General features: G+C 62.5%; 21 protein-coding genes. 12 read left to right on the forward strand and 9 right to left on the reverse strand.

Annotated features, from left to right (window positions below; all coding sequences use genetic code 11):
• Positions 1–30: 30 nt before the first annotated feature.
• The gene (cimA, locus tag AC5J09_RS17685; RefSeq protein WP_494298116.1) at positions 31–1,647 is read left to right on the forward strand and encodes a citramalate synthase; all 1,617 of its coding nucleotides are present in this window, start codon (positions 31–33) and stop codon (positions 1,645–1,647) included.
• A gap of 212 nt (positions 1,648–1,859) precedes the next feature.
• Positions 1,860–2,801 (forward strand): EamA family transporter RarD, encoded by a 942-nt coding sequence (rarD, locus tag AC5J09_RS17690; protein WP_275596531.1) that lies wholly within the window; start codon positions 1,860–1,862, stop codon positions 2,799–2,801.
• A gap of 128 nt (positions 2,802–2,929) precedes the next feature.
• Here the strand turns inward: rarD and AC5J09_RS17695 are convergent, their stop codons facing one another.
• Positions 2,930–3,547, reverse strand: a complete 618-nt coding sequence (locus tag AC5J09_RS17695; RefSeq protein WP_018094638.1) for an LOG family protein — start codon at positions 3,545–3,547, stop codon at positions 2,930–2,932.
• A gap of 242 nt (positions 3,548–3,789) precedes the next feature.
• On the opposite strand from AC5J09_RS17695, the gene AC5J09_RS17700 reads away from it, so the two are divergent.
• The 4 genes from AC5J09_RS17700 to pssA all read left to right on the forward strand — a co-directional run bounded on the left by AC5J09_RS17700 (position 3,790) and on the right by pssA (position 9,356).
• Complete coding sequence (locus AC5J09_RS17700) at positions 3,790–5,499, forward strand: LysM peptidoglycan-binding domain-containing protein (RefSeq protein WP_494298117.1); 1,710 nt, start codon at positions 3,790–3,792, stop codon at positions 5,497–5,499.
• A 284-nt stretch (positions 5,500–5,783) separates the two neighbouring features.
• The gene (locus AC5J09_RS17705) at positions 5,784–7,667 is read left to right on the forward strand and encodes an ABCB family ABC transporter ATP-binding protein/permease (protein WP_494298118.1); all 1,884 of its coding nucleotides are present in this window, start codon (positions 5,784–5,786) and stop codon (positions 7,665–7,667) included.
• A 105-nt stretch (positions 7,668–7,772) separates the two neighbouring features.
• Positions 7,773–8,471 carry a phosphatidylserine decarboxylase gene (locus AC5J09_RS17710; protein ID WP_018094641.1) on the forward strand — a complete coding sequence of 233 codons (699 nt, stop codon included), beginning with the start codon at positions 7,773–7,775 and terminating at the stop codon, positions 8,469–8,471.
• Between the two features lie 9 nt (positions 8,472–8,480).
• Positions 8,481–9,356, forward strand: coding sequence for a CDP-diacylglycerol--serine O-phosphatidyltransferase (pssA, locus tag AC5J09_RS17715; RefSeq protein ID WP_100672094.1), 876 nt, complete (start codon positions 8,481–8,483; stop codon positions 9,354–9,356).
• A 144-nt stretch (positions 9,357–9,500) separates the two neighbouring features.
• Here pssA and darG read toward each other — a convergent pair whose 3' ends face one another.
• From darG to alr, 7 genes are all read right to left on the reverse strand, one after another.
• On the reverse strand, positions 9,501–10,535 hold the full coding sequence (gene darG, locus AC5J09_RS17720) for a type II toxin-antitoxin system antitoxin DNA ADP-ribosyl glycohydrolase DarG (protein WP_494298119.1): 1,035 nt from the start codon (positions 10,533–10,535) through the stop codon (positions 9,501–9,503).
• A gap of 10 nt (positions 10,536–10,545) precedes the next feature.
• Positions 10,546–11,184, reverse strand: coding sequence for a type II toxin-antitoxin system toxin DNA ADP-ribosyl transferase DarT (gene darT, locus AC5J09_RS17725; protein ID WP_494298120.1), 639 nt, complete (start codon positions 11,182–11,184; stop codon positions 10,546–10,548).
• A 464-nt stretch (positions 11,185–11,648) separates the two neighbouring features.
• A complete protein-coding gene (locus AC5J09_RS17730) occupies positions 11,649–12,389 on the reverse strand; it encodes an SDR family NAD(P)-dependent oxidoreductase (RefSeq protein ID WP_494298121.1) in 741 nt (246 codons plus the stop codon).
• A gap of 11 nt (positions 12,390–12,400) precedes the next feature.
• Positions 12,401–13,891, reverse strand: coding sequence for an amidophosphoribosyltransferase (purF, locus tag AC5J09_RS17735; protein WP_275596526.1), 1,491 nt, complete (start codon positions 13,889–13,891; stop codon positions 12,401–12,403).
• 146 nt (positions 13,892–14,037) lie between these two features.
• Positions 14,038–14,637: a CvpA family protein gene (locus AC5J09_RS17740; RefSeq protein WP_100672096.1), complete on the reverse strand. Its 600-nt coding sequence runs from the start codon at positions 14,635–14,637 to the stop codon at positions 14,038–14,040.
• 75 nt (positions 14,638–14,712) lie between these two features.
• Positions 14,713–16,116 carry a DNA repair protein RadA gene (gene radA, locus AC5J09_RS17745; RefSeq protein WP_100672097.1) on the reverse strand — a complete coding sequence of 468 codons (1,404 nt, stop codon included), beginning with the start codon at positions 16,114–16,116 and terminating at the stop codon, positions 14,713–14,715.
• Positions 16,117–16,239: 123 nt separating this feature from the next.
• Positions 16,240–17,379, reverse strand: coding sequence for an alanine racemase (alr, locus tag AC5J09_RS17750; protein ID WP_494298122.1), 1,140 nt, complete (start codon positions 17,377–17,379; stop codon positions 16,240–16,242).
• 132 nt (positions 17,380–17,511) lie between these two features.
• Here alr and AC5J09_RS17755 point away from each other — a divergent pair, with 132 nt between their 5' ends.
• From AC5J09_RS17755 to AC5J09_RS17765, 3 genes are all read left to right on the forward strand, one after another.
• Positions 17,512–18,369 (forward strand): AraC family transcriptional regulator, encoded by an 858-nt coding sequence (locus AC5J09_RS17755; RefSeq protein ID WP_100672099.1) that lies wholly within the window; start codon positions 17,512–17,514, stop codon positions 18,367–18,369.
• A gap of 181 nt (positions 18,370–18,550) precedes the next feature.
• Entirely contained in the window at positions 18,551–19,204 is a 654-nt protein-coding gene (locus tag AC5J09_RS17760; RefSeq protein ID WP_100672269.1) for an AzlC family ABC transporter permease, read from the forward strand.
• Positions 19,201–19,503 carry an AzlD family protein gene (locus AC5J09_RS17765; RefSeq protein ID WP_411932820.1) on the forward strand — a complete coding sequence of 101 codons (303 nt, stop codon included), beginning with the start codon at positions 19,201–19,203 and terminating at the stop codon, positions 19,501–19,503. Before AC5J09_RS17760 ends, AC5J09_RS17765 begins: the two co-directional genes overlap by 4 nt.
• A 92-nt stretch (positions 19,504–19,595) precedes the next feature.
• Here the strand turns inward: AC5J09_RS17765 and AC5J09_RS17770 are convergent, their stop codons facing one another.
• Positions 19,596–21,095, reverse strand: coding sequence for a replicative DNA helicase (locus AC5J09_RS17770; RefSeq protein ID WP_003531702.1), 1,500 nt, complete (start codon positions 21,093–21,095; stop codon positions 19,596–19,598).
• 322 nt (positions 21,096–21,417) lie between these two features.
• Between AC5J09_RS17770 and AC5J09_RS17775 the strand changes: the two genes are divergently transcribed.
• The 3 genes from AC5J09_RS17775 to AC5J09_RS17785 are packed head-to-tail and all read left to right on the forward strand — an operon-like array spanning position 21,418 to position 24,547.
• On the forward strand, positions 21,418–21,870 hold the full coding sequence (locus AC5J09_RS17775; RefSeq protein WP_100672101.1) for a MarR family winged helix-turn-helix transcriptional regulator: 453 nt from the start codon (positions 21,418–21,420) through the stop codon (positions 21,868–21,870).
• Complete coding sequence (locus AC5J09_RS17780) at positions 21,867–23,462, forward strand: MFS transporter (RefSeq protein WP_494298123.1); 1,596 nt, start codon at positions 21,867–21,869, stop codon at positions 23,460–23,462. The genes AC5J09_RS17775 and AC5J09_RS17780 overlap by 4 nt, the downstream gene beginning before the upstream one ends.
• 17 nt (positions 23,463–23,479) lie before the next feature.
• Complete coding sequence (locus AC5J09_RS17785) at positions 23,480–24,547, forward strand: HlyD family secretion protein (protein ID WP_494298124.1); 1,068 nt, start codon at positions 23,480–23,482, stop codon at positions 24,545–24,547.
• Positions 24,548–24,638 lie beyond the last annotated feature (91 nt).

Consider the following 24,638-nt stretch of genomic DNA (forward strand, 5'->3'; position numbering starts at 1 on the left):
GATCAGTGATTTGTACGTTGGAACCGAGACATGACCAGGGAACGCATCTATCTCTTCGACACGACGCTTCGGGACGGGCAGCAGACGCCGGGCATCGACTTTTCCGTCGAGGATAAGATCGCGATTGCGACGCTGCTCGATCAATTCGGCATGGACTATGTCGAGGGCGGATATCCCGGCGCCAATCCCACGGACACGGAGTTCTTCAAGTGCCGGCGCACCGACAAGGCCTCCTTCGTGGCCTTCGGCATGACCAAGCGCGCCGGCGTCTCCGCTTCCAACGACCCGGGACTGAGCGCGCTGCTGAGCGCCAAGAGCGATGCGATCTGTCTTGTCGCCAAGAGCTGGGATTATCATGTCGAGGTGGCGCTCGGCTGCACGAACGAGGAAAATCTCGACAATATCCGCGCATCCGTGAAGGCGGTCGTCGCGTCCGGGCGCGAGGCGATGGTCGATTGCGAGCATTTCTTCGACGGCTACAAGGCGAATCCCGCCTATGCGCTCGCCTGCACGAAAACGGCTTTCGAGGCGGGCGCGCGCTGGGTCGTCCTTTGCGACACCAATGGCGGCACGCAGCCGGGCGAGATCCGCGAGATCGTCTCGGCCGTGGTTGCGGCGGGTGTGCCCGGTGCAAATCTCGGCATCCATGCGCATAATGACACGGGGCAGGCGGTGGCCAACTCGCTGGCTGCGGTCGAAACCGGCGTTCGTCAGATCCAGGGCACGCTCAACGGCATCGGGGAACGCTGCGGCAACGCCAATCTCGTGACGCTGATTGCGACGCTTGCCCTGAAGGAAACCTATTCGAACCGCTTCGAGACGGCAGTCGATGCCGAGAGGCTCCAGGAGCTGACCAAGCTCGCCCATGCCTTCGACGAATTGCTCAACCGCTCTCCCGATCCCCAGGCTCCCTATGTCGGCGCTTCGGCTTTTGCCACCAAGGCCGGCATTCACGCCTCCGCCTTGCTCAAGGACCCGAGGACCTACGAGCATGTCGCACCGGAAAGCGTCGGCAACCTGCGCAAGGTCATGGTCTCCGATCAGGGAGGCAAGGCCAATTTCATCAATGCCCTCAAGCGGCGCGGCATCACGGTCTCCAAGGACGATCCGCGGCTCGACAAGCTGATCTCGATCGTCAAGGAACGCGAGGCGACGGGCTATGCCTATGAAGGTGCGGATGCGAGCTTCACGCTGCTCGCGAGCCGTATTCTCGGCACCGTGCCCGACTTCTTCCGGGTGGAGAGCTTCCGCGTGATGGTCGAGCGCCGCTTCGACGCGAACGGCAAGCTGAAGACGGTATCGGAGGCCGTGGTCAGGGTGATCGTCGACGGCGAAACGATGATGTCGGTCGCCGAAGGGCATGGCCCGGTCAACGCGCTCGACCTCGCGCTTCGCAAGGATCTCGGCAAGTACCAGTCCGAGATCGCCGATCTGGAACTTGCCGATTACAAGGTGCGCATCCTCAACGGCGGCACCGAGGCCGTCACCCGCGTTCTGATCGAATCGACGGATCGCTCAGGGGCGCGCTGGTGGACGGTCGGCGTGTCCGACAACATCATCGACGCCTCATTTCAGGCATTGATGGACAGTATCGTCTACAAGCTGCTCAAAAACCGCGATCAGGTCGGATCGATCGCGGCCGAGTAGTTTGGATCACGATGAATTCGGGTTGCGCGGGATGTCCGGTTCCGTCGTATCAACGCCGTTCATCCATCGGTTCACGGAAATGAATTGGTGCATCACCGTCCGTTGGAGTAGGACGCAGGAGGACTGACGGCAATTGCTCCCGAGAGGGTTGGCCGTCGATTGCGACCGGAGCACTTCCCGCTCGGCTCCGGTGGAATTTCAGGATCAAAATCATGGCCGAGCCGAACGCGAATTTGCCCGCAGAGAATGTCGATTCCCCGAAGGGTTTCGCCTTCGCGCTGGCAGCCTACCTGTTGTGGGGTTTCCTGCCTTTTTTCATGAAGGCGGTGTCGCATATCCCTGCGGCGGAAGTGGTGGCGCATCGTATCGTCTGGTCGGTACCGCTCGCAGGCCTCGTGCTCGTGTGGCTCGGCCGCACGCAGGACGTGAAGGTAGCGCTGCGCTCTCCACGCGTGCTGATGATGGCCACGATCACGGCGGCTCTCATCACGGTCAACTGGGGCATCTATGTCTGGGCGATCGGGGCGGGTCGGGCCATCGAGACCGCGCTCGGCTACTATATCAACCCTCTGTTCTCCATCTTCCTCGGTGCGCTGCTGCTGAAGGAAAGGCCAAATCCGGCGCAGATGGTGGCGATCGGCCTCGCCGCGCTCGCCGTGGGCGTGCTTGCCTTCGACGCGGGCGGTCTTCCCTGGGTTTCGATCGGGCTGTGCTTTTCCTGGGGTTTCTATGCGTTCTTCCGGAAGACGCTGCCGGTCGGGCCGAACCAGGGCTTCTTCCTCGAAGTCTTGCTGCTCAGCATCCCGGCTGCAGGCTACGTCATCTGGCTCGAGGCGACGGGGCAGGGCCACTTCCTCGGCGACGCCAACATGACGGATGTCCTGCTGCTCCTCGCCTGCGGGATCGTCACCGCCGTGCCGCTGATGATCTATGCCAATGGCGCGAAGCTGCTCCGGCTTTCGACGATCGGGATCATGCAATACATCGCTCCGACGATGATCTTCCTGATCGCGGTCTTCGTTTTCCACGAACCCTTTGGAACGGCAAAACTCGTCGCCTTCGCCCTGATCTGGGCCGCGCTCTTCATCTATTCGGGAGCGATGCTTGCGGAGAGCAGGGCGCGGCGCGCGGCTCAACCGACGCCGGCCGAATAATCGGCAGAGTCAGATCACGATGACTTCAGGTCGGATCGACCTAAAGCCATGAACGTGATCGATTCTAAGAACTTAGAGCGGGGATGCGGGCGGAAACCCGCCCACACTTTTCCTCGTCCCGATCTGGATCAGAGCCTGGCGATGATCTCGGCTTCGCCTTCGCGCCCGTTGGCGCGGACCGAGGCAAGGATGCCGGGGATGATGTCTTCCGCACGGTCGATCACCAGCGGCTGCACGAGATGCGCGGTGTGAACGAATCCCTGGCCGCGCATGTGGTCGATCAGCTGCAGCATCGGATCCCAGAAGCCATTGACATTGCCGAAGACCATCGGCTTCCTGTGGCGGCCGAGCTGCGCCCAGGTCATGATTTCGACGATCTCCTCGAGCGTGCCGATCCCGCCCGGAAGGGCGACGAAGGCGTCGGCGCGCTCGAACATCTTGTGCTTGCGCTCATGCATGTCGGCGGTAACGATCAATTCGTTCAGCTGGCCTAGCGAGTGACGCGTCGCTTCCTTGTCCATCAGGAATTCGGGAATGATGCCGGTCACGTGTCCGCCGGATGAGAGCACGCCGCTCGCCACGGCGCCCATGATCCCGCGCGTGCCGCCGCCATAGACGAGGCGCAGGCCATGATCGGCGATCGATCTGCCGAGGGTGCGGCCGGCCTGCATGTGGGCTTCGTCACGCCCGGGCTGAGAACCGCAATAAACGCAAACGGATAGAATCGGCGTGGTTTCCTCGTTCATGGTCCCACCAGAAATTGCAGTGCAGCACGGGTCAAGGAAAATGGACGAAAAATCTCCGGCTGTCGAGCGCCGGAATCATAGTGAGCGCTTGTATAGAACTATAAGAAACGTTAGCAATTTCAGTAATACATTGAAGAATTCGGACAGTGTGCTGCGGTTGCGCTATAATGCACCGGGCGTCGCAGCGCCGGCCGATGGGGCATGCGGGGAGCATCAAGGCGCTCCGCCCTGTGGAGAGTGGCATGATTAAGAATAAGGCCAGCTGGGTGGCGCTTGGCGTCCTGGCAATCGCGACCGCATTGATGATCTTTGTGGTTCAGCCGAATCTGCGTGAAAGCGACAAGGGGGCGGTGGCCCAATCGGGCGCAGGCGAGCAGCCCGGCCAAACGGCGGCGGCGACGAAGACCGATCCGTCCGCCCCGCAAGGCAACGCAGCACAACAAGCGACAGCGGCCTCCGGCAGCAATGCGGCCGCATCCGACCCGGTGGCGAACTGGACGGTTCCGGGATTTGACGTCCTGCGCGTCGAACCGGACGGCTCGACGGTCGTCGCGGGCAGAGCCCAGCCCGGCACGAAGCTCGAGATCCTGAGCGGCGACACGGTCGTCGGTACCGCCAATGTCGGCGCGGGCGGCGATTTTGCCGCCGTCTTCGACAAGCCGCTCTCGGCAGGCGACCACCAGCTGACGCTCAGAAGCGTCGGCTCAGGCGGACACAGCAAGACGTCGGAGGAGGTTGCGACTGTTTCGGTACCGAAGGATTCGAGCGGGCAGCTGCTGGCGATGGTATCCAAGGCGGGCAAAGCGAGCCGGCTGATCACGACGCCGGAAGCCGAGCCGAAGCCGATGCAGGCAGCCGCCGATCCGGGCACGGTACCGGCCGGCGAGCCCGCCGGCGCTTCCGTTTCTCCCGCCGCACCGGCAACCATTCCCGGGCTGCAGGTGACTGCGGTCGAGATCGAAGGCGGCATGATGTATGTCGCAGGCAACGCCAAGCCCGGTGCCCTTGTCCGCATTTACGCGGACGACGAGCTGCTGGGTGAGGTGAAAGCCGATGACAAGGGACATTTCGTCGTCGACGGTTCGATCGAGCTCTCGGTCGGCAGCCATATCATCCGCGCCGATATGATGAACGAAGATGCAAGCAAGGTGGCGATGCGCGCCTCCGTTCCCTTCGACAGGCCGGCGGGCGCGCAGGTTGCCGCCATCGCCGGTTCGACGCTTGCAGCACCCACGATGGGTCTCGACCGTTTGAAGGCGGAAGCGGGCAAGGCGCTTACCCTTTTGAAAGCGCTTTTTGCCGACGGGAAGCAGCCCTCCGTGGAGCAGCTCGCCGCAGCCCGCTCGGCAACCGAATTCGCCCTCCAGTCGCTGGCCGAATTCAAGCCGGCCGACGGCTCCGATGCCGATCTGGCGGCGGCCGCCGCTGAAGCATCCAAGGCGGCGACAACGGCGCTGGACGCGCTCAAGGCTGCGCCGCAGGACCCGCCAAGCGTCGCAGCGGCGGTGGAGAAGGTCGATGGCGCTCTTGGGAACGCATTGACGCGCCAGAATGTCGGCACCTCGGTGGCATCCGCCGAACCCTTGGCGGTGCAGGCGAGCGATGCCTCGAAGCAGCCGGAGCCTTCGGCAGCGGGCGAGACAAATGCGACCGTGGTCGAACAGGCGGCGGCGCCGGCTTCGGATGCTGCGAAGGAACAGCCGGCCACCATCGAGCAGGCACCGCTCAAGGAAAGCAAGACGTCGGTGATCATCCGCCGCGGCGATACGCTGTGGCAGATCTCGCGCCGCGTCTACGGTGCCGGTCTGCGCTACACCACCATCTATCTCGCCAACCGCGAACAGATCGAAAATCCGGATCTGATCCGACCGGGCCAGGTTTTCGGGGTTCCGGACGAGATGCTGTCGGAGGAAGAATCGCGGGAAATCCACCGCAAGCATATGCGACACTAGATCACGATGCTTTTGAGATCGGTTCGGCCTCAAAGCATTGACGTGATCGTTCCCAAGGGCGGGATGCGGGCGGAAATCCGCATATAGTTTTCCTCATCCCGCTCTAAGTTTGTCTTTTGCCGGCACTTCCATTGCGTTGGCGGGGAGGTGGACCTATCTGTCAGGAAAAGCGGCGTCCTCTAAAAAGGCGCCGCTTTTCATTGAAGCTGGTGCGGGATGAAGGCGCGCGACGTAGTGGTTCGCCCGCATGTCTTCGTCAATCAAATCATGAAGCGGACTGAGACGTGCCCCAGAAGAAGACGGTTTCCGCCGACAGTGCCAATCCCATCGAAACCATAGCGAATCTGTGGCCATACATGTGGCCGGCGGACCGGATCGATCTGAAGCTGAGGGTCGTCTGGGCGACGGTGATCCTGGTGATCGCCAAGATGGTGCTCATCCTCGTCCCCTATTTCTTCAAATGGGCGACCGATGCGCTCAACAACAAGCCCGACGCACTCGGCTTCCTGCCGCAGTTCCTGACCGGCGCCGTCATGCTGGTACTCGCCTATAATCTCGCGCGTTTGCTGCAGGCGGGCCTGAACCAGCTGCGCGACGCGCTTTTCGCCAGTGTCGGCCAGCATGCCGTCAGGCAGCTTGCCTACAAGACCTTCGTTCACATGCACCAGCTCTCGCTGCGCTTCCATCTCGAGCGGCGCACGGGCGGGCTTTCGCGCATAATCGAACGCGGCACCAAGGGCATCGAGACGATCGTCCGCTTCACGATCCTCAACAGCGTACCGACACTCATCGAGTTCCTGCTGACGGCGGTGATCTTCTGGTGGGGCTACGGCTTCACCTATCTCCTGGTGACCGCTGTCACGGTATGGCTCTACATCTGGTTCACGGTGCGTGCGAGCGACTGGCGCATCGCCATTCGACGCTCGATGAACGACAGCGACACCGATGCGAACACCAAGGCGATCGATTCGCTCCTGAATTTCGAGACCGTGAAATATTTCGGCAACGAGGAGATGGAGGCGAAGCGGTTCGACAAGTCTATGGAGCGTTACGAGCGGGCCGCGACGCAGGTCTGGACGTCGCTCGGCTGGCTGAACTTCGGCCAGGCGCTGATTTTCGGTGCCGGCACGGCGGTGATGATGACGATATCGGCGCTCGCCGTACAGCGCGGCGAACAGACCATCGGCGACTTCGTCTTCATCAACGCGATGCTGATCCAGCTCGCGATCCCGCTGAACTTCATCGGTTTCGTCTATCGCGAAATCCGCCAGGGCCTGACCGATATCGAGCACATGTTCGATCTGCTCGACGTTCGGGCGGAGGTCGTCGACCGGCCGAACGCGAAGGAGCTCGAGATCGAAAGAGGCGCAATCGCCTTCAGGAACGTCCAATTCGCCTATGATCCGGCACGGCCGATCCTGAAAGGGATCAGCTTCGATGTGCCCGCCGGAAAGACGGTCGCAGTCGTCGGCCCCTCAGGAGCCGGCAAGTCGACATTGTCGCGGCTGCTCTACCGCTTTTACGATGTCCAGGAAGGCTCGATCACCATCGACGGTCAGGACGTGCGTGACGTCACCCAGAAGAGCCTGCGCTCGGTGATCGGAATGGTGCCGCAGGACACTGTGCTTTTCAACGATACGATCGCCTACAATATTCGTTACGGCCGGGTGACTGCGAGCGATACGGAGGTCGAGGCAGCCGCCGAGGCGGCGCAGATCGCCGATTTCATCCGCGACCTGCCGGAAGGCTTCCGCGCCATGGTGGGCGAGCGCGGTCTGAAGCTTTCGGGCGGCGAGAAGCAGCGCGTCGCGATTGCGCGAACCATCCTGAAGGCGCCGCCGATTCTGATCCTCGACGAGGCGACGTCGGCTCTGGACACGAAGACGGAACAGGAAATCCAGGCTGCGCTCGATATCGTGTCGCGCAATCGCACCACGCTCGTCATCGCCCATCGCCTGTCGACGGTCATCAACGCCGACGAGATCATCGTCCTGAAGGACGGCGTGATTGCCGAACGCGGCACCCATGGCGAACTGATCGACCGCGGCGGTCTTTATGCATCCATGTGGAGCCGCCAGCGCGAGGCAACGCAGGCCGAAGAACAGTTGAAACGCGTGCGTGAGAGCGACGATCTCGGCATCGTCGACCGGGGAATGCCGGCGCTCTGACCGGAATGAGGTTACAGAGAGTCCTCTATCTCCCGGCCTCGACATTGCCGGGCTGTCTGATTCGCGCTAGTTCACGTCGCAAAGCAAATATGGAGAGTAGAGTTCATGAGTTTGATCGACACAGTGCGCAACACGCTCGTACCGGTCCACAGGGAAGGCTACCGCTTCATTGCGATTTTCTTTGTCGTGTCGCTGGCGCTCGGCTTCCTCTGGGAGCCGCTGATGTGGATCGGCTTCGTTCTGACCGCCTGGTGCGCCTATTTCTTCCGCGATCCGGAGCGCATGACGCCGATCGACGACGATCTCGTCATCAGCCCGGCGGACGGCACCGTATCGTCGGTCGCCACCGTGACGCCGCCTGAGGAACTGGGCCTCGGATCGGAGCCGATGCTGCGCATTTCGGTCTTCATGAACGTCTTCAATTGCCACGTGAACCGCGCGCCGATGAGCGGCACGGTACGACGGATCGCCTACCGTGCCGGCAAGTTCGTGAATGCCGAGCTGGACAAGGCAAGTCAGGAAAACGAGCGCAACGGTCTCGTCATCGAAACGAAACACGGCCAGATCGGCGTGGTCCAGATCGCCGGTCTCGTGGCCCGCCGCATCCTCTGCTGGACGCGGGAGAGCGCGTCGCTGGAGGCGGGCGAGCGTTTCGGCCTCATCCGCTTCGGCTCGCGGCTCGACGTGTTCCTGCCTGCCGGTGCGGAACCGCGCGTGACGGTCGGTCAGACGGCCACCGGCGGCGAGACGGTGCTCGCCGAATTCGGATCGGCGAAGGGCCCGGTCATCAGCCGGCGCGCGTGAGGACAGGTCATGGAAGAGCCCCGCCACGAACAATCCGCAGGAAGCCCTGAACAGTCCGCCGCTGAGCACGTGGACGCCACCGGCACCCACGACAAGGCCCGCGGGCCCCGGTTGCGGGAGATTCCGCTACGGCTGATGGTCCCGAACATGATCACGGTCCTGGCGATCTGCGCCGGCCTCTCGGGCGTCCGGCTGGCATTCGAGAATCGGTTCGAGCTCGCGGTTGCGATGGTTCTCCTTGCCGCTTTCCTCGATGGTATCGACGGGCGCATCGCGCGTCTTCTCAAGGCGACCTCGAGTTTCGGGGTCCAGATGGACTCGCTTGCCGACATCATCAATTTCGGGGTCGCGCCCGCGCTCGTCCTCTACGTGTTTCTGCTCGATCAGGCGCGTTCCCTCGGCTGGATTGCGGCGCTGATCTACGCCATTGCCGTCGGTCTGAGGCTGGCGCGCTTCAACGTGATGGCGGAGCGCCAGGTCAAGGCGTCCTGGCAGTCGGAATATTTCGTCGGCGTTCCCGCGCCGGCCGGTGCGATGCTGGTTTTGCTGCCCGTCTATCTTGGCCTGCTCGGTCTTGCGCCGGAAAGGACATTTGCGCTGATCGCGTCGGTCTATACGGTCCTGATCGCCTTCCTTATGGTCAGCCGTCTTCCTGTCTGGTCCGGCAAGTCGGAGAACCGCGTCCGCCGGGATCTGGTCCTTCCCGTCATCCTGGTCGTCGTCTTCTACGTGGCGACGCTGATGACCTATACCTGGGAGACGATGGTCGTGACTGCGGTGGCCTATCTGGTGAGCCTGCCCTTCGGTGCCCGATCCTGGCAGCGCAAATACGGCGACTGGCCGGGTGGCCACGGGAACGACGGTTTGCCGGGGGACAGCGAATAGCTGATAGGTTTCCGCGCGCGAGGTTATGAAGCCCGACGAATCGGTCCGGATCGTTGGCGAACCCGGATGCGTCGAACCCCTCGGTTCGGCGGCACTATACCCGTCATATCCCTGACGATCAGCGCCTTTCCAAGGTGTCTGTTGTCATGCGGCAGCCAGCCATCCCTTGTTGCGAAGCGTCTCGAATGCGATGCCGATCTGACGAGGTGAGAAACGCGTCTTGCGGTCGTTCCAGGCGTGAACCTTGGTAACCGCATCGTTAGCATCAACAGCGCCTTCATTCTTCACGACCCAGTGCACGGTCGCCAGAAGCTCGAGGCCGAAGGGTGTCTCAAACCCTTCAACCAGATCACCGACATGGTCGAACCGGGCCTTGGTGGCGCTGTCGTCCTGCAGAAAGGCTTCGGCTTCCCCGACGGCTCCCGGAACCAGCTCGAGCTGCTTATCAGGCGCGTCACCGCCATCGTAGTAGCCGGAAACCAGATGTCCTTCGATCGTCGTCAGCACATGCCGCAGATTATCGGCATAGGGACCATAGTGATGCTTGATGTAGTTCAGCTTCAGCGGCTGTCCGGCTTCCTGCATGAAGTACATGAGCTTCTGTATCTCGATCAGCGTGACGAATGGATCCATTAGGCCGCCGAGATAGCGATGCATGAGCACGACAAGCGCCGCACGGCCTGGCGTCATCTTCGGAACCTCGCGCGACTTGGTCGCAACCGGAGCACTGTTCGGCTCGAACACGATCACCTGCAGTTCGTTCAATCTGCCCAGCGCCTCGACGATACGCGGGCGCACGTCAGCCCATTTCAGGCCGCCGAGGCCGCTGCCGAGCGGCGGAATTGCAATCGATCGAATGCCTCGTGCCCGGATTTCGCCGACCAGCGCCTTCAGGCCGGAATCGATGTCTTCCATTCGGCTCTTGCCGCGCCAATGCCGCTTGGTCGGGAAATTGATGATGAAGCGCGGGTTGGTCAGGGTATGGGTTTCGAACACGAACATCCTGCCCGGCTGCACCTCTTCGCGCGCGCAGGCAGCCTCATACGCTTTGAAATTCTCCGGAAAGACATTCTTGAACTGCAACGCGATCCCTCGGCCCATGATGCCGACACAGTTGACGGTGTTGACGAGCGCTTCCACGTCCGCCTGAAGGATGTCCCCGGTCTTGAATTCGATCATCGCCATCCCTTCAGTAATACCACTCTGCTTTCACTTTGACAGTTGGTCGATGAGCAGACTTGCCGAATCCCGCGACGGCCCGTGCGCCAACCGCTTGCGAGTATACGCCTATTCCTCTGACCAGTTCCCACGGGAAACTCTGGTGCATGAGAAATTCCGCCATCTTGTAGTCGCGGCATGAAACCCACTTTTGCGTGTTGATAGCCTCCCAATTGAGCCGGTCGAGTCTATCGAGATCGCTGTAGAAATCCGCCGCCCTGTTGGCTGCGTTGATGTCGGTAAATGCCCATCGCCTGTTGTTGGCTGTTGCCCAGTCGACGACCTCACGCATGTCGGCCATCAGGTGAACCACCGGCTTTTGCCCTTCCCGAAAAGCCACGTTGGGATGGTTTCGCCGTGAGATGACGTAGAGCATTACTGAGCGAGGGCAGAGATAGAAGGGGACATAATCGCCGACATAGGTTCCGCCGTGGCATGCAACCGGAAGCCTCAGGCGGTCCGCCTTGATCTCGTTGTTGCCGATCACCTGCCCGCCGCCCGCTCTCTGTGCCATCACGGAATCCGGCCACAAGCATCCATCCGCGACGATCGACGGAAGATTGTCGACATGAACGATGTGATAGATTTTCGGCTCGGCGGGAACGGTCATCGTCAGGCGGCGACCTCCTCGTGTTTGGTTTCGCCACCAACTTCGTTGACGGCCATGTCGATCAAACGATCGAAGCCATACTTCGCATCCTTCGCAGACATGATGTGCATCTGAGTCCGCCCCTCCGCCGGGCCGACGTTTGGCCAATTTGGCCAAAATGGCAAGCGGCGGCAATGATGGTTTGTGTGGAAATTGTTTACCCGACACGTCGCAGACATGCTGCAAGTCCCATCTACGTTGTCACCGTTCCAGAACTGCGATGCATTAAGTCAGCCGCCTTCAGCGTATGGAACTCGCGGAAATGATTCCGCTTCCTGCTAACCGTTCACATCAAGTTGAAGGCTCGGGCTTACGCCGGAAAGAACATTTGTGCGCGCATGCCGGGGGCGGAGCATCGAACGCGAGTCCGCTTCGCCCCACTTGCAAGGTGGCCGGCAGGCCGGATGCGGGGAAGCGCCGCCGGCCTATTCCGGCATGCGGTAGTCGACGATCTTCTTTTCCCGAACGATGAAGAGCTTTCCCGTCTCGGTCTGCTCGGGGCCGAGCAGCGGCAACAGCGCCTGAGCCACCTCGGAGGGATGCGGTAGGGTCTCGGGTTCTTCGCCGGGCACGGCCTGCGCCCGCATGGCGGTGCGCGTGGCGCCCGGATCGACGCTGAGGATGCGCAGCGGCAGGCGCTGCGTCTCGTAGGCCCAGGTGCGTGCCAGCGCCTCGACCGCAGCCTTGGAGGCGGAGTAGGGCCCCCAGAAGGGCTTGCACTTGTGCGCCGCGCTCGAGGAGAGGATGAGGGCGCGGCCGGCATCCGAACGGACGAGCAACGGTTCGAGCGAACGGATCAGGCGCCAGGTCGCGGTGACATTGATGGCCATCACCTTTTCGAAGACCTTGGCTTCCACATGGCCGATCGGCGAGATCGTGCCGAGGACGCCCGCATTGGCGACCATGATGTCGAGCTTGCCCCAGCGCTCGTTTATGGCACCGCCGAGCTTGTCGATAGCGGCCATGTCCGACAGATCGAAGGGGACGAGCGTTGCCGAACCGCCGAAAGCCTTGATCGCGTCGTCCAGTTCTTCGAGGCCGCCGAGGGTGCGGGCGCAGGCGACGACGTGGGCGCCGGCCCGGGCGAGTTCAAGCGCAGTGAAATAGCCGATCCCGCGCGATGCGCCGGTGACGACGGCGATCCGGTCTTTCAGATTGGGCGTCATGTTGTTGTTCGTTATCCGTTGCTTGCGAGAACCGAGAGTTTGCGAACGTTGCTCGCTGCCCCCTGGTCGAGAAGGCGGGTCGGGTAGTCTCCGGTGAAATAGTGATCGGTGAACTGCGGCGCCTGTGGGTTGCGCGTCTCGCCGCCGACGGCACGATAAAGCCCGTCGATAGAGAGGAATTCGAGCGAATCGGCGCCGATGAAGCGACACATCGAGGCGAGGTCGGCATGCTGGTTGGCGAGCAGTTTGTCACGGTCCGGCGTATCGATGCCGTAGAAATCCGGGTGGAAGATCATCGGGCTCGCGACGCGCACATGCACCTCGCGCGCGCCTGCGTCACGCATCATCTGGACGATCTTGACCGAAGTGGTGCCACGGACGATGGAATCGTCGACGAGCACGACGCGCTTGCCGGCGATCATCGCCCGGTTCGCAGAATGCTTGAGCTTGACGCCGAAGGCACGGATCTGCTGCGTCGGCTCGATAAAGGTCCGCCCGACATAGTGATTGCGGATGATGCCGAGTTCGAAGGGGATACCGCTTTCCTGCGCGTAGCCGATTGCAGCCGGAGTACCGCCATCCGGAACGGGCACCACGACATCCGCCTCGACGGGGGCTTCGATGGCGAGGTTCTTGCCCATGTTCTTGCGGGCGACATAGACGTTGCGGCCGCCGACGACCGAATCCGGCCGGGCGAAATAGACGTATTCGAAAAGGCAAAGGCGTTCCGGCAGCGGATTCTGCGGCTTGCGGGCATCGATGGTGATCGACCCGTCCGGCTGAATCTCGCAGATGACGATTTCGCCGTTCTCGATATCGCGAACGAACTTGGCGCCGATGATATCCAGCGCGCAGGTCTCCGAGCAGAAGATCGGCTTGCCGTCGAGTTCGCCCATGACGAGCGGGCGAATGCCGTTCGGGTCGCGGGCGGCGATGAGCTTGGTGCGCGTCAGAGCCAGCATCGAATAGCCGCCTTCGACCTGGGCGATCGCGTCGGCGAAGCGGTCGCTGGAGGAGACGTGTTTCGACCGCGCGATCAGGTGCAGCACCACTTCGGTGTCGGATGTCGACTGACAGATGGCACCGTCTGCAATGATCTGGCGCCGGAGCGTCAGGCCGTTCGTAAAGTTGCCGTTGTGCGCGATTGCGATCCCGCCTTCCTGCAGCTCGGCAAATAGCGGCTGGACGTTGCGCAGGACCGTCTCACCGGTGGTGGAGTAGCGTACATGGCCGATCGACATCGAACCGGGCAGCTTCGCGAGCGTCGTGGGATCGGTATAGTGGTCGCCGACGAGACCCATGCGGCGCTCCGAATAGAACTGCCGCCCGTCGAAGGTGACGATGCCGGCGGCTTCCTGCCCGCGATGCTGGAGCGCATGCAGGCCGAGCGCCGTCAGCGCGGCGGCGTCCGGATGCCCGAGAATGCCGAAAACGCCGCACTCCTCATGAAGGGTGTCGCCGTCGAGTTCGTCATGAATTTCGCTGGATCTGAGATCGGTCATCGCAATTCGCCTTTGCTACGTGCCGGTGCGCATATCGTGATCGGGCCGCCAGTCTTCAAGCGATCTTACCCGAAAACACTGACAAGCGTCATTCCAAATGGACAAAGCCCGCACAGCGGGCTTTGTCGCAAACTTTCCTGTCGATCTCAGCCGTTCGTCGCCGGCGCTTCCTCGCCGGGCGCCTGTTCCGTCTGAGCCGGCGGCGTCTCGCTTTCGCCTTCGCCGGTCGTATCCTTTCCGCGCAAGCGGTCGAGAATGGTGGCGTCGGCCTCTTCCGGCAGCAGCGCTACCAACTGATTGCCGAGATTGTCGAGCAGCGGCTTCGACTTCGCGTGGGTCACCCAGACAGGCTGCTGCTGCGGCGCCACCAGCCAGTTGAAGAACAGCATGGCGACGACGACGAGCAGAATGCCGCGAGCGGCTCCGAACAGGAAGCCGAGCGTGCGGTCGAGCGCGCCGATGCGGCTGTCGATGATGAAATCGGCCACCCGCATCGTGATGAAGGAGATGATGATCAGTGCGATCAGGAAGATTACGGCCGCCGAGCCGATCATCGCGACCGTTCCGCTGGTCGTGTACTGGCTGGCGTAGGGCAGAAGATGCGGATAGAGGAAATAGGCCGCGGCGGCTGCGCCGACCCAGCTCGCCACCGACAGAACCTCGCGCGAGAAGCCGCGAACCATCGCGAGGATGGCCGAAAACAGCGCGACGCCGAGAACGATACCGTCGAGAATTGTGATGGGCATGTTGTCCTTACTCCGACTTCACCGCCAATCGCCAGGCGGCACATCCTGTTGATGCTCCAGGGCGCGGCTATTCCGTCAGTCCTCGTCATTCGTCTGCTGCAGGGCACGCCGCGATCCCGCGATACGCGCCACCAGATCCGGCAGGCTTTCCATCTCGCTCCAGCGGCCGTTGCCGTTCTTCGGCAACTCGGTCGATGCAGATGGCAGGACGGCCTGGGAGAAACCGAGCTTCTCGGCTTCCTTGAGACGTTGGGCGGTATGCGCAACCGGCCGGACTGCACCCGACAAGCTGACTTCGCCGAAATAGACGCAATCGGCCGGCAGGGCAAGCCCGGCAAGCGACGAAACCAGTGCGGAAGCCACAGCGAGATCGGCCGCCGGTTCGGAAATGCGATAGCCGCCCGCGACATTGAGGTAGACGTCGTGCTGGCCGAGGCGAATGGCGCAATGGGCTTCCAGCACGGCGAGGATCATCGAAAGGCGGGCCGAATCCCAGCCGACCACCGCGCGGCGCGGCGTTCCGAGCGATGTCGGCGCGACCAGCGCCTGTACCTCGACAAGCACGGGCCGCGTGCCCTCCATGCCGGCGAAGACCGCGGCACCCGGCGATTTCGCGTTGCGTTCGCCGAGAAACAGCTCCGACGGGTTGGCGACCTCGCGCAGGCCCTTGTCCGACATTTCGAAAACGCCGATCTCGTCGGTCGGTCCGAAGCGGTTCTTCACCGTCCTGAGGATGCGGTAATGATGGCCGCGGTCGCCCTCGAAATAAAGGACGGCATCGACCATGTGCTCGACGACGCGCGGGCCGGCGATCTGGCCCTCCTTCGTCACGTGGCCGACCAGCACGACCGCCGTGCCCGTCTGCTTGGCGAAGCGGATCATCGCCTGCACGCCGGTGCGGACCTGCGTCACCGTGCCGGGGGCGGAGTCGACGATGTCGCTCCAAAGCGTCTGGATCGAATCGATGATGACGAGGTCCGGGCGCTTGCCCTCGGAAAGCGTCGCGAGGATATCTTCGACATTTGTCTCGGCCGCAAGAAGCACGTCGCTGTCGGCGGCGCCAAGCCGCTGAGCACGCAGGCGGACCTGGGCGATCGCTTCTTCGCCCGAGACATAGATCACCCGATGCTTCCGGCGGGCAAGTGCCGCGGCCGCCTGCATCAGTACGGTCGACTTGCCGATGCCCGGATCTCCGCCGACGAGCAGTGCGGATCCGCGAACGAAGCCGCCGCCGGTCACGCGATCGAGTTCCGAAATGCCGGTGTGGATGCGCGGCGCGTCTTCGATCTCTCCGGACAGCGTGGTAAGTGCGACGGGACGCCCCTTCTTCGGCGTGCGCATGGGACCGCCGCCGATCCCCCCCGTCGGGTCATCCTCGATGATCGTGTTCCACTCGCCGCAACCGTCGCACTTGCCCACCCAGCGGGAATGGACAGTGCCGCAATTCTGGCAGACGAACTGGGTGCGGGCTTTCGCCATGGATGTCGGCTTTCGGATGTTTGCGGGCGGATGGCGGAATTGCCGCCGCCCGAGAATCACTCTTGGCGGTCACATAATGCCGCGAATTCCTGATTGAAAGGACGATATTCCTTTGCGCCTTGTTCAAGCGCCTCCGACATAGGTCCGATGATACCGGCGGCCGAGACTCGTCAGCAGCTCGTAGCCGATGGTGCCGCCGGCGCGCGCGACGTCATCGATGGCGACATTGCGCCCGAAGACCTCGATGTAATCGCCGGCACGCACGGCCGTTTCCGGCAGGTCAGTGACGTCGAACAGGCTCAGATCCATAGTCACCCGCCCGACATGCGGCACCTTCATACCATGCAGGAAACCGAAGGCGCCCGAGGGCATCGCCTGTCTGAGGGTGACGCCGCCGCCCGAAACCGAACGGTGGTAGCCGTCGGCATAACCGATCGCGACCGTCGCAATGCGGCTGTCGCGGCCGAAGCGGACCGAGGCGCCGTAGCTTGCCGTTTCGCCGGATGGAACCGTCCTGACCTGCACGATGCGCGCTTCGGCGGTGACGACCGCTTTCATCGGATTGACGGCGCCGTCTATCGCTTCGCCGCCATAGACCGCGATACCGGGCCGGGTGAGATCGAAGTGGTAGTCCGCACCGAGGAACACGCCGCCGGAATTTGCGAGGCTTGCCGGCACGCCCTCGAAGGCGGCCGTAACCTCGCGGAAACGCTGAAGCTGATAGCGGTTCATCGGGTGTCCAGGATCGTCGGCGCAGGCCAGATGGCTCATGACGAGGACCGGCGAGAAACTCGCAGGCCGCGCAGGGTCGTGGGCGAGGGCAACAGCCTCCTCAGGCGACAGGCCGAGCCGGTTCATGCCCGTGTCGACGTGGAGAACGCAGGGGTGGTCGCCCCGTTCGGAAAGCGCTGCCATGAAGACCGCCAGCTGCTCCTCCGAGTTGATGATCGGCACGAGATCGTTCTCGAAGAAGAGTTCCTCGTTGCCGGGCCACATTCCGGCGAGAATGTAGATTCGCCCATCCGGAACAAGCGGGCGAAGCTCGGCCCCTTCTTCGACGCTGGCCACGAAGAAATCGCGCGCGCCGGCGGTATAAAGAGCCGGTGCGGCATGCACGACGCCGAGGCCGTAGGCATCGGCCTTCAGAACGGCGGCGGTGCGGGCTCTTCCGGACCGCTCGTTCATCGCCCGCCAATTGTCGGCAAGCGCGGTGAGGTCGACGGTGAGCCTGCTGGAGGCGGAAAGAAACTCGGGGCTTTGCATACTGGAACTCTGCGTGGGTGATACCCGCAGCAATACATCCAAGTGCTCCGTGCCGCAAACCGCCGACGCAATGCTCCGGCCGAAAGCACTTTTATGCAAGACGAGCCTTTCCTCGCCCGATAAGATCGGCCGATGGAAACGATCTCACAGGAAAAGGCCATCGAGGCCATGCCGCTCGAGGGAGCCGAGCGGACTCGTTTCTGGCGCGACCCGCGCTTCAAGGGCATGGAGTGCCTGAGCGCGACCTTCATCACACACGAATTCGCCCCCCACGCGCACGACACCTTCAGCATAGGTGCGATCGAAGCGGGTTCCCAGATCAGCACGATCAAGGGGGAACGATCGCAGACGGGCCCGGGAGATCTCTATCTCATCAATCCGGATGAAATCCACGACGGGCATCCGGGTCATGAAGGCTACCGCTACCGGATGATCTATCCATCCACGGACCTGCTGGTGGAGATACTCGAGGATGTGACCGGCCGCTCCTTCAAGGGAACGCCGTCCTTCTCGCGGCTGCTTCTCACCGATAGAGAGCTTGCGATCGGGTTTCATCGTGCGCACCGCGCATTGGAAGGCAAGGTCGGTACGCTCGAAGCGGACGAAAGCATGTTCGGGTTCCTGGCCAGGCTCTTCGAGCGCCACGGCAACGCTATCATCGTCCCTCTGCAGACGCGCGAGAGTTCAGCCGTGCACCGGGCACGCGACTATCTTGTTGAAAATTACACGCACGATATCGGGCTGGAGGAACTTGCGAAGCTGGCGGGGCTCAGCCGCGCCCATCTGATCCGCGCCTTCCGAAAGGAATTTCACATCACCCCGCATGCTTTTCTCACCGACAAGCGGGTGCGGGAAGCCAAGGCCCTGCTGCGCAAGGGCTGGTCTGCGGCGGACACCGCCTATCACTGCGGCTTTGCCGATCAGGCGCATTTCAGCCGCCATTTCAAGGCTCGAACCGGCGTCACGCCGGGCACCTATCGCTCAGGCTGATCACTTTCGTTCAAGACGGGTGTCTTCTGCCGGGCTACCTGCTGGCGCTCTTCCAGGAAAAGCGCGTAACGGTTTTCCTCCGGGAGTGCGCAATTTCAGAAGATTGGTGTTGCAGGTACGGGAGATCCCTGGCGTGAAAAAGGTGCGGGCAGTCGAGGAATTCTGGGGAGGTTTCAGGGCGATGGCACCGCTTATCGTGGCGGTGATGCCGATCGGGCTCGTCTTCGGGGCCGTCGCCGCAACCAAGGGCCTGTCGACCCTCGAAGTCGTGATGATGAGCGCGCTGGTCTTCGCCGGCGGTTCACAATTCGTCGCGCTGGACATCTGGACTCATCCGGCCTCCTGGGCGGCCCTCGGATTTTCGGCTCTGCTCGTCAATATCCGCCATCTTCTGATGAGCGCATCGATCGGGACGAAGATGCCGGCCTTCTCGGGGCCGGCGAGATATGCCGCGATGCTTCTCCTTGCCGACGAGATATGGGCCATGGCCGAGGTCCGAGCCGGTGAGTCGCGCCTCACGCCCGCCTGGTATGCGGGCCTCGCGGTCCCGTTCTACCTGGTCTGGGTGCTTGCCGGCCTTGCCGGCTCGCTCGCCGGCGCGTTCCTCGGAGACCCGAAAGCGCTCGGTCTCGATTTTGCGTTTCCCGCGGTCTTCATCGTCCTGGTCATGGGTTTCTGGAAGGGACGAGAGACCGGCGCGGTTCTCGCTGCGAGCGCTGCGGCCGCGGTCCTCGCGCACCAACTCCTCCCCGGAGTCTGGTACATCGCAGCCGGCGCGGGGGCGGGCGTCATTGCGGCGCTCTTCACCGGGGAACGTCAGGAGGCCCGCGCATGACGCTCGATCCGCACACGCTTCTTGCGATCCTCGCGATGGCCGTTGCGACGGTGCTGACCCGGATCGGCGGTCTCGTCCTCATCCGTTTCGTCACGATAGGTCAGAAGCAGAAGCGGGCGCTGGAGGCGATTCCACCGGCCGTATTGATGGCCGTCATCGCGCCGACGGCGCTGGTCACCGGGCCGGCCGAAACGCTCGCAACCCTCGCGACAGCGCTTGTCGCCACGAGGCTTCCGCTGCTGGCCGCCGTGGCGGCCGGCGTGATCGTCGTGGCGGTTGCGAGGGTGTTCGTAGGGTAGAGAGCCCGTTTTCCGTCCGGAAGTGCGTTGGACCAGAGACTTAGAGCATTTCAGTGTTTCCATGAAACATTGCAATGCTCTCAGTCCGCCCCTCAGTGCTCGTACTGCGTAAACGACGGATCGGCGAGATCCGAGAAGCGCGTGAATTCCGACTGGAAGGCGAGCTTCACGGTGCCGGTCGGTCCGTGGCGCTGCTTGGCGATGATCACGTCTGCCGTGCCCTTCACCTTTTCCATCTGCATCTTCCACTCTTCGTATTTCGGATCGAACTCGTCGCGCGGTTCCATGTTCTTCACGTAATATTCCTCGCGGAACACGAAGAGAACCACGTCTGCGTCCTGTTCGATCGAGCCCGATTCACGCAGGTCGGAGAGCTGCGGCCGCTTGTCCTCGCGGCTTTCCACCGCGCGCGAAAGCTGCGACAGCGCGATGATCGGCACGTTGAGTTCCTTGCCGAGCGCCTTGAGGCCGGTGGTGATCTCGGTGATTTCCTGTACGCGATTTTCGCCCGACTTCTTCGAACCGGTCATGAGCTGGATGTAGTCGACCACGAGCACGTCCAGGCCGCGCTGCCGCTTCAATCGGCGCGCGCGCGCGGCAAGCTGGGCGATCGAGATACCGCCGGTCTGGTCGATATAAAGCGGCACTTTCTGCATCATCTGCGAGCAGGCGACGAGCTTTTCGAAATCCGCTTCCGAAATGTCACCGCGGCGGATCTTCGAGGAGGAGACTTCGGTCTGCTCGGAGATGATACGGGTAGCGAGCTGTTCGGACGACATTTCGAGCGAATAGAAGCCGACTACGCCGCCGTTCTTGGCCTTGAAGGAGCCGTCGGGCTGTACCTCCGGCTCGTAGGCGGCGGCGATGTTGTATGCGATGTTCGTCGCGAGGGAGGTCTTGCCCATGCCCGGACGGCCGGCGAGGATGATCAGGTCCGAACGCTGCAATCCGCCCATCTTCCCGTCGAGGGAATGGATGCCGGTGGAAATGCCGGAGAGGTGACCGTCCCGCTCGAACGCCTGTCCGGCCATGTCGATCGCGAGCGCGACCGCGTCGTTGAACGATTGGAAGCCGCCGTCGTAGCGCCCGGTCTCGGCGAGTTCGAACAGGCGCCGTTCGGCATCCTCGATCTGGCTCTGCGGCGGCATGTCGAGCGGTGCGTCATAGGCGATGTTCACCATGTCTTCACCGATGGTGATCAGCGACCGGCGGAGCGCCAGGTCGTAGATCGCGCGGCCGTAGTCCTCCGCATTGATGATCGACACGGCTTCGGCGGCGAGGCGCGCGAGATATTGCGCAACCGTCAGGTCGCCGACCTTCTCGTCGGCCTTGAGAAAGGTCTTGACCGTCACCGGGTTGGCAGTCTTGCCCATGCGGATGATTTCGCCGGCGATCTCGAAGATCCTGCGATGCAACGGCTCATACAGGTGTACGGGTTTGAGGAAGTCCGACACCCGGTAGAAGGCGTCGTTATTGACGAGAATGGCGCCGAGCAGGGCCTGTTCCGCTTCCAGATTGTTCGGCGCCTCGCGATAATGCTGTTCCGCCTGATCCTTGGCCAAAGGGGCGAGCTTTCGCGCTGCGTCGTTCATCGTTTTCCGTTTCCGCTTATGATCCCGTGAGGCACCCGGTTTGCTGACTGTTGCCCGTCGCGTCTAGTGCAGGCACGCAACAGTGGCGTGCCATACAACCCCGCCTGTCGCCTTTGCCCGTTGTTCGACTGATCCACAGGGAGGCAAGGGAGAAGTTGTAAAAAAATACATTCTCACGCGACACTGGTTGACGCAGCGGCCATGGGTAAAAACTACCTGATTCGCGTCCCCGCGTCCTCGATGGGCATCTTGAAAAATGCCCATGGCCGGATTAAATAGTGTCCAGATAGTTAGCATGCTAGTAATATGGAAACGATACTAAATGCCGAATCCAAGCGACAATCGTGAACTGTTCGACGCACTTGCGACCGTCAATCGCAAACTGCGGTCGGTGTTCGACGCGCGGGTGAAGGAGCGCGGCCTGACGCTGCCGCGTGCGCGGATGCTGTTCGCGCTCGCCAGGAAAGAAGGTCTCAATCAACGCGAGTTGGCCGAAGAGCTCGATATCGAGACGCCGACGATCGTTCGCCTTCTCGACGGCATGGAAAAGCAGGGATTCATCGAGCGCCGGGTCGAGCTTTCCGATCGGCGTGCGAAGCAGATCCATATGACGGACATCGGCCGCTCCGTGGCGGATGAGATTCAGAAGCTCGCGAGCGACATCCGCGAGGAGGTCCTGGGCGGGCTGCAGCCACAGGAAATCGCCGTCGCGCTGAAGGTCGTTTGCAAGATCGCGACGAACATCCAGTCGATCGGGCGGAGTGGCGACCGATGAATGCCGTTGCCGTTCCCGACTCGATGCGCATCGGGAGATCGGCTCTCTATGTCGCCGGCTCCGCTCTCCTCTTTCTGACTCAGGGCCTCGGCCTGAATCTCGCGTCGGCCAATCTTGCGCAGGTCCAGGGGTCGCTTTCGGCCACGTCGGTGGAGGCTGCCTGGCTTGCGGCTGCCTACATGGCGCCCAATGTCAGCCTTTCGGCCGCTCTCGTGAAGATCCGCGCCCAATATGGTCTTCGCCGCTTCGCTGAGATCGGCATAGTCGGCTTCGTCATCGCTTCACTGATGAACGTCTTCGTCTCGGACCTTCATTCGGCGGTCGTCGTCCGCTTCATCAGCGGCATTGCGGCCGCGCCGATGTCGAGCCTCGGCTTTCTCTATATGCTGGAAGCCTTTCCGCCGGCGCGCAAGCTGACGGTGGGCCTCGCACTCGCCCTGACATGCACGACCTTGGCCGCTCCGATCACGCGGCTGATCTCGCCGCGGCTCATCGAGATCGGACAATGGCACGGGCTGTACACGCTTGAGATGGCGCTCGCGCTGATCGCGCTGCCGGTCATCTATCTGCTGCCGCTGACGCCGGTGCCTCATGCCAAAGTCATCCAGCGTACCGACATCCTCAGCTACCTGCTGCTCGCCGTCGGCTTCGGCTGCGTTGCCGTCGTCCTCGCGATGGGGAGGCTCTATTGGTGGTTCGAGGCACCGTGGCTCGGCATGCTGCTCGCCTTGTCGGTCGTTACCCTCACGGCCGTCGTCCTGATCGAGCTCAATCGCGAGCAGCCCTTGATCGACATACGCTGGTTGGCCTCGCGCGAGATCGTGCATTTTGCTGCCGTACTGTTGATCTTCCGCCTCGTCGCCTCCGAACAGTCGGCGATCGCCACCAACTTCTACCAATTGCTCGGCCTGCAGTATGACCAGCTCGCGACACTTTACTGGATCATTCTGGCCGCATCGCTCGGGGGCGGTCTGCTCTGTGCGGCGCTGATGAAGCCGGGGCACGCGGACGTCATCCACGTGTTCGCCCTCGGCATGCTCGCTGGCGGCGCCTATATGGACAGCCATGCGACGAGCCTTACGCGTCCGGAACAAATGTATGTGAGCCAGGCGCTGGTCGCCGCCGGCACGGCCCTTTTCCTGCCGCCGGCCATGGCCCGCGGTTTCACGGCGGCACTCGCGAAAGGCCCGAGCTACATCCTGAGCTTTATCGTCGTCTTTCTGTTCACGCAGAGCATCGGCGGCCTGATGGGCTCTGCCGCCTTCGGAACCTTCGTGACACTGCGGGAGAAGTTCCACGCCAACATTCTGGCCGAGCAGATCGTTCTGACCAATCCTCTGGTCGCGCAGCGCATCGGGCAGCTGTCGGGCGCCTACGCCAAGGCAATCGGCGACAGGGCGTTGCTGAACGGGGAAGGCGTTGCCCTGCTCGGGCAGACGATCACCCGCGAGGCCAACATCCTCGCCTACAACGATGCCTTCCTGCTGGCGGCGATCATAGCGCTTTTCGCGCTCGCGGTGCTGCTCATCCAAATCGCTGTCAAACGGCTTGCCGGGCGCGATCCCGACATCGTACCGGCGGCCATATCTTGAACAATGAAGTCGTTATCATGCTGAAAAACTTCCGCTCTCCTACCACGCTCATCGTGCTTCTTGCCGGCCTCGCCGGTCTTTCGCTCGTTCTCTACGCCTGGCGTCTGCCGCCCTTCGCGAGCTCCGTCGAAACCACGGAGAACGCCTATGTCCGCGGCTATGTCACGACCATCAGCCCGCAACTTTCCGGCTACGTCGCGGAGGTACCGGTGCGCGACTACGAGGAGGTGAGGGCTGGTCAGCTCCTCGTCAGGATCGATGACCGGATTTACGTCCAGAAGCTTGCGCAGGCAAAAGCGACGCTTGCGACACAACGGTCGGCACTGGCGAATTCGTTCGAACAGGAGCTATCGGCAAAGGCCGGAATCGCCGCGAGCGAGGCCCAGCTCGACGGGGCCAAAGCGGCTCTGGCAACGGCGAGAGCAACCTGGGACCGCATTCGTCCGCTCGCCGATAAAGGTGTCGCGACGCGGAGCGACGCCGACCAGGCCCGGGCTGCGTTCGAGCAGGCGGACGCGGGTGTCAAACAGGCGATCGCAAATCTCGAGGTTTCGCGCCAGTCGCTTGCGACGACGCTCGGCGGCCGCGCCGGCCTCGAGGGTGCGGTAGCCGGCGCCGAGGCGGCCGTGGAACTCGCCGAGATCGACCTCGACAACACCAGGATTGTTGCGCCGCGTGCCGGCAGGCTCGGCGAGATCGGTGCCCGTGTCGGGCAATATGTCACCGCCGGCACACAGCTGCTCTCGGTCGTGCCGCACGACGTCTGGATCGTCGCCAACTTCAAGGAGACGCAGCTTGACGGGATGCGGGTTGGTCAGCCCGTCACCATTTCGGTAGACGCCCTGAACCGGCAGGTGCTGAGAGGCCACATCGAGCGCTTCTCTCCTGCTGCCGGATCGGAATTCAGCATCATACGGCCCGATAACGCCACCGGCAATTTTACCAAGGTGGCGCAACGTCTCGGCGTGCGCATCGCCGTCGATCCCGAACAGCCAATGGCCGACCGCCTTGCTCCCGGGCTTTCGGTGGTGGTGAGGGTCGACAAGGCGGCCGAACCTCAGGCGGCGATCGCGTCCGCCGGGTAGGGCAATTCCAGGTTCCGCAAGGAATCGCTCGCAAACAAAAAGCCCGGATCCGATCGGATCCGGGCTTCTTTCCTTGAGGTTCGCTCGGGAC

The organism is Sinorhizobium sp. (assembly GCF_059070375.1).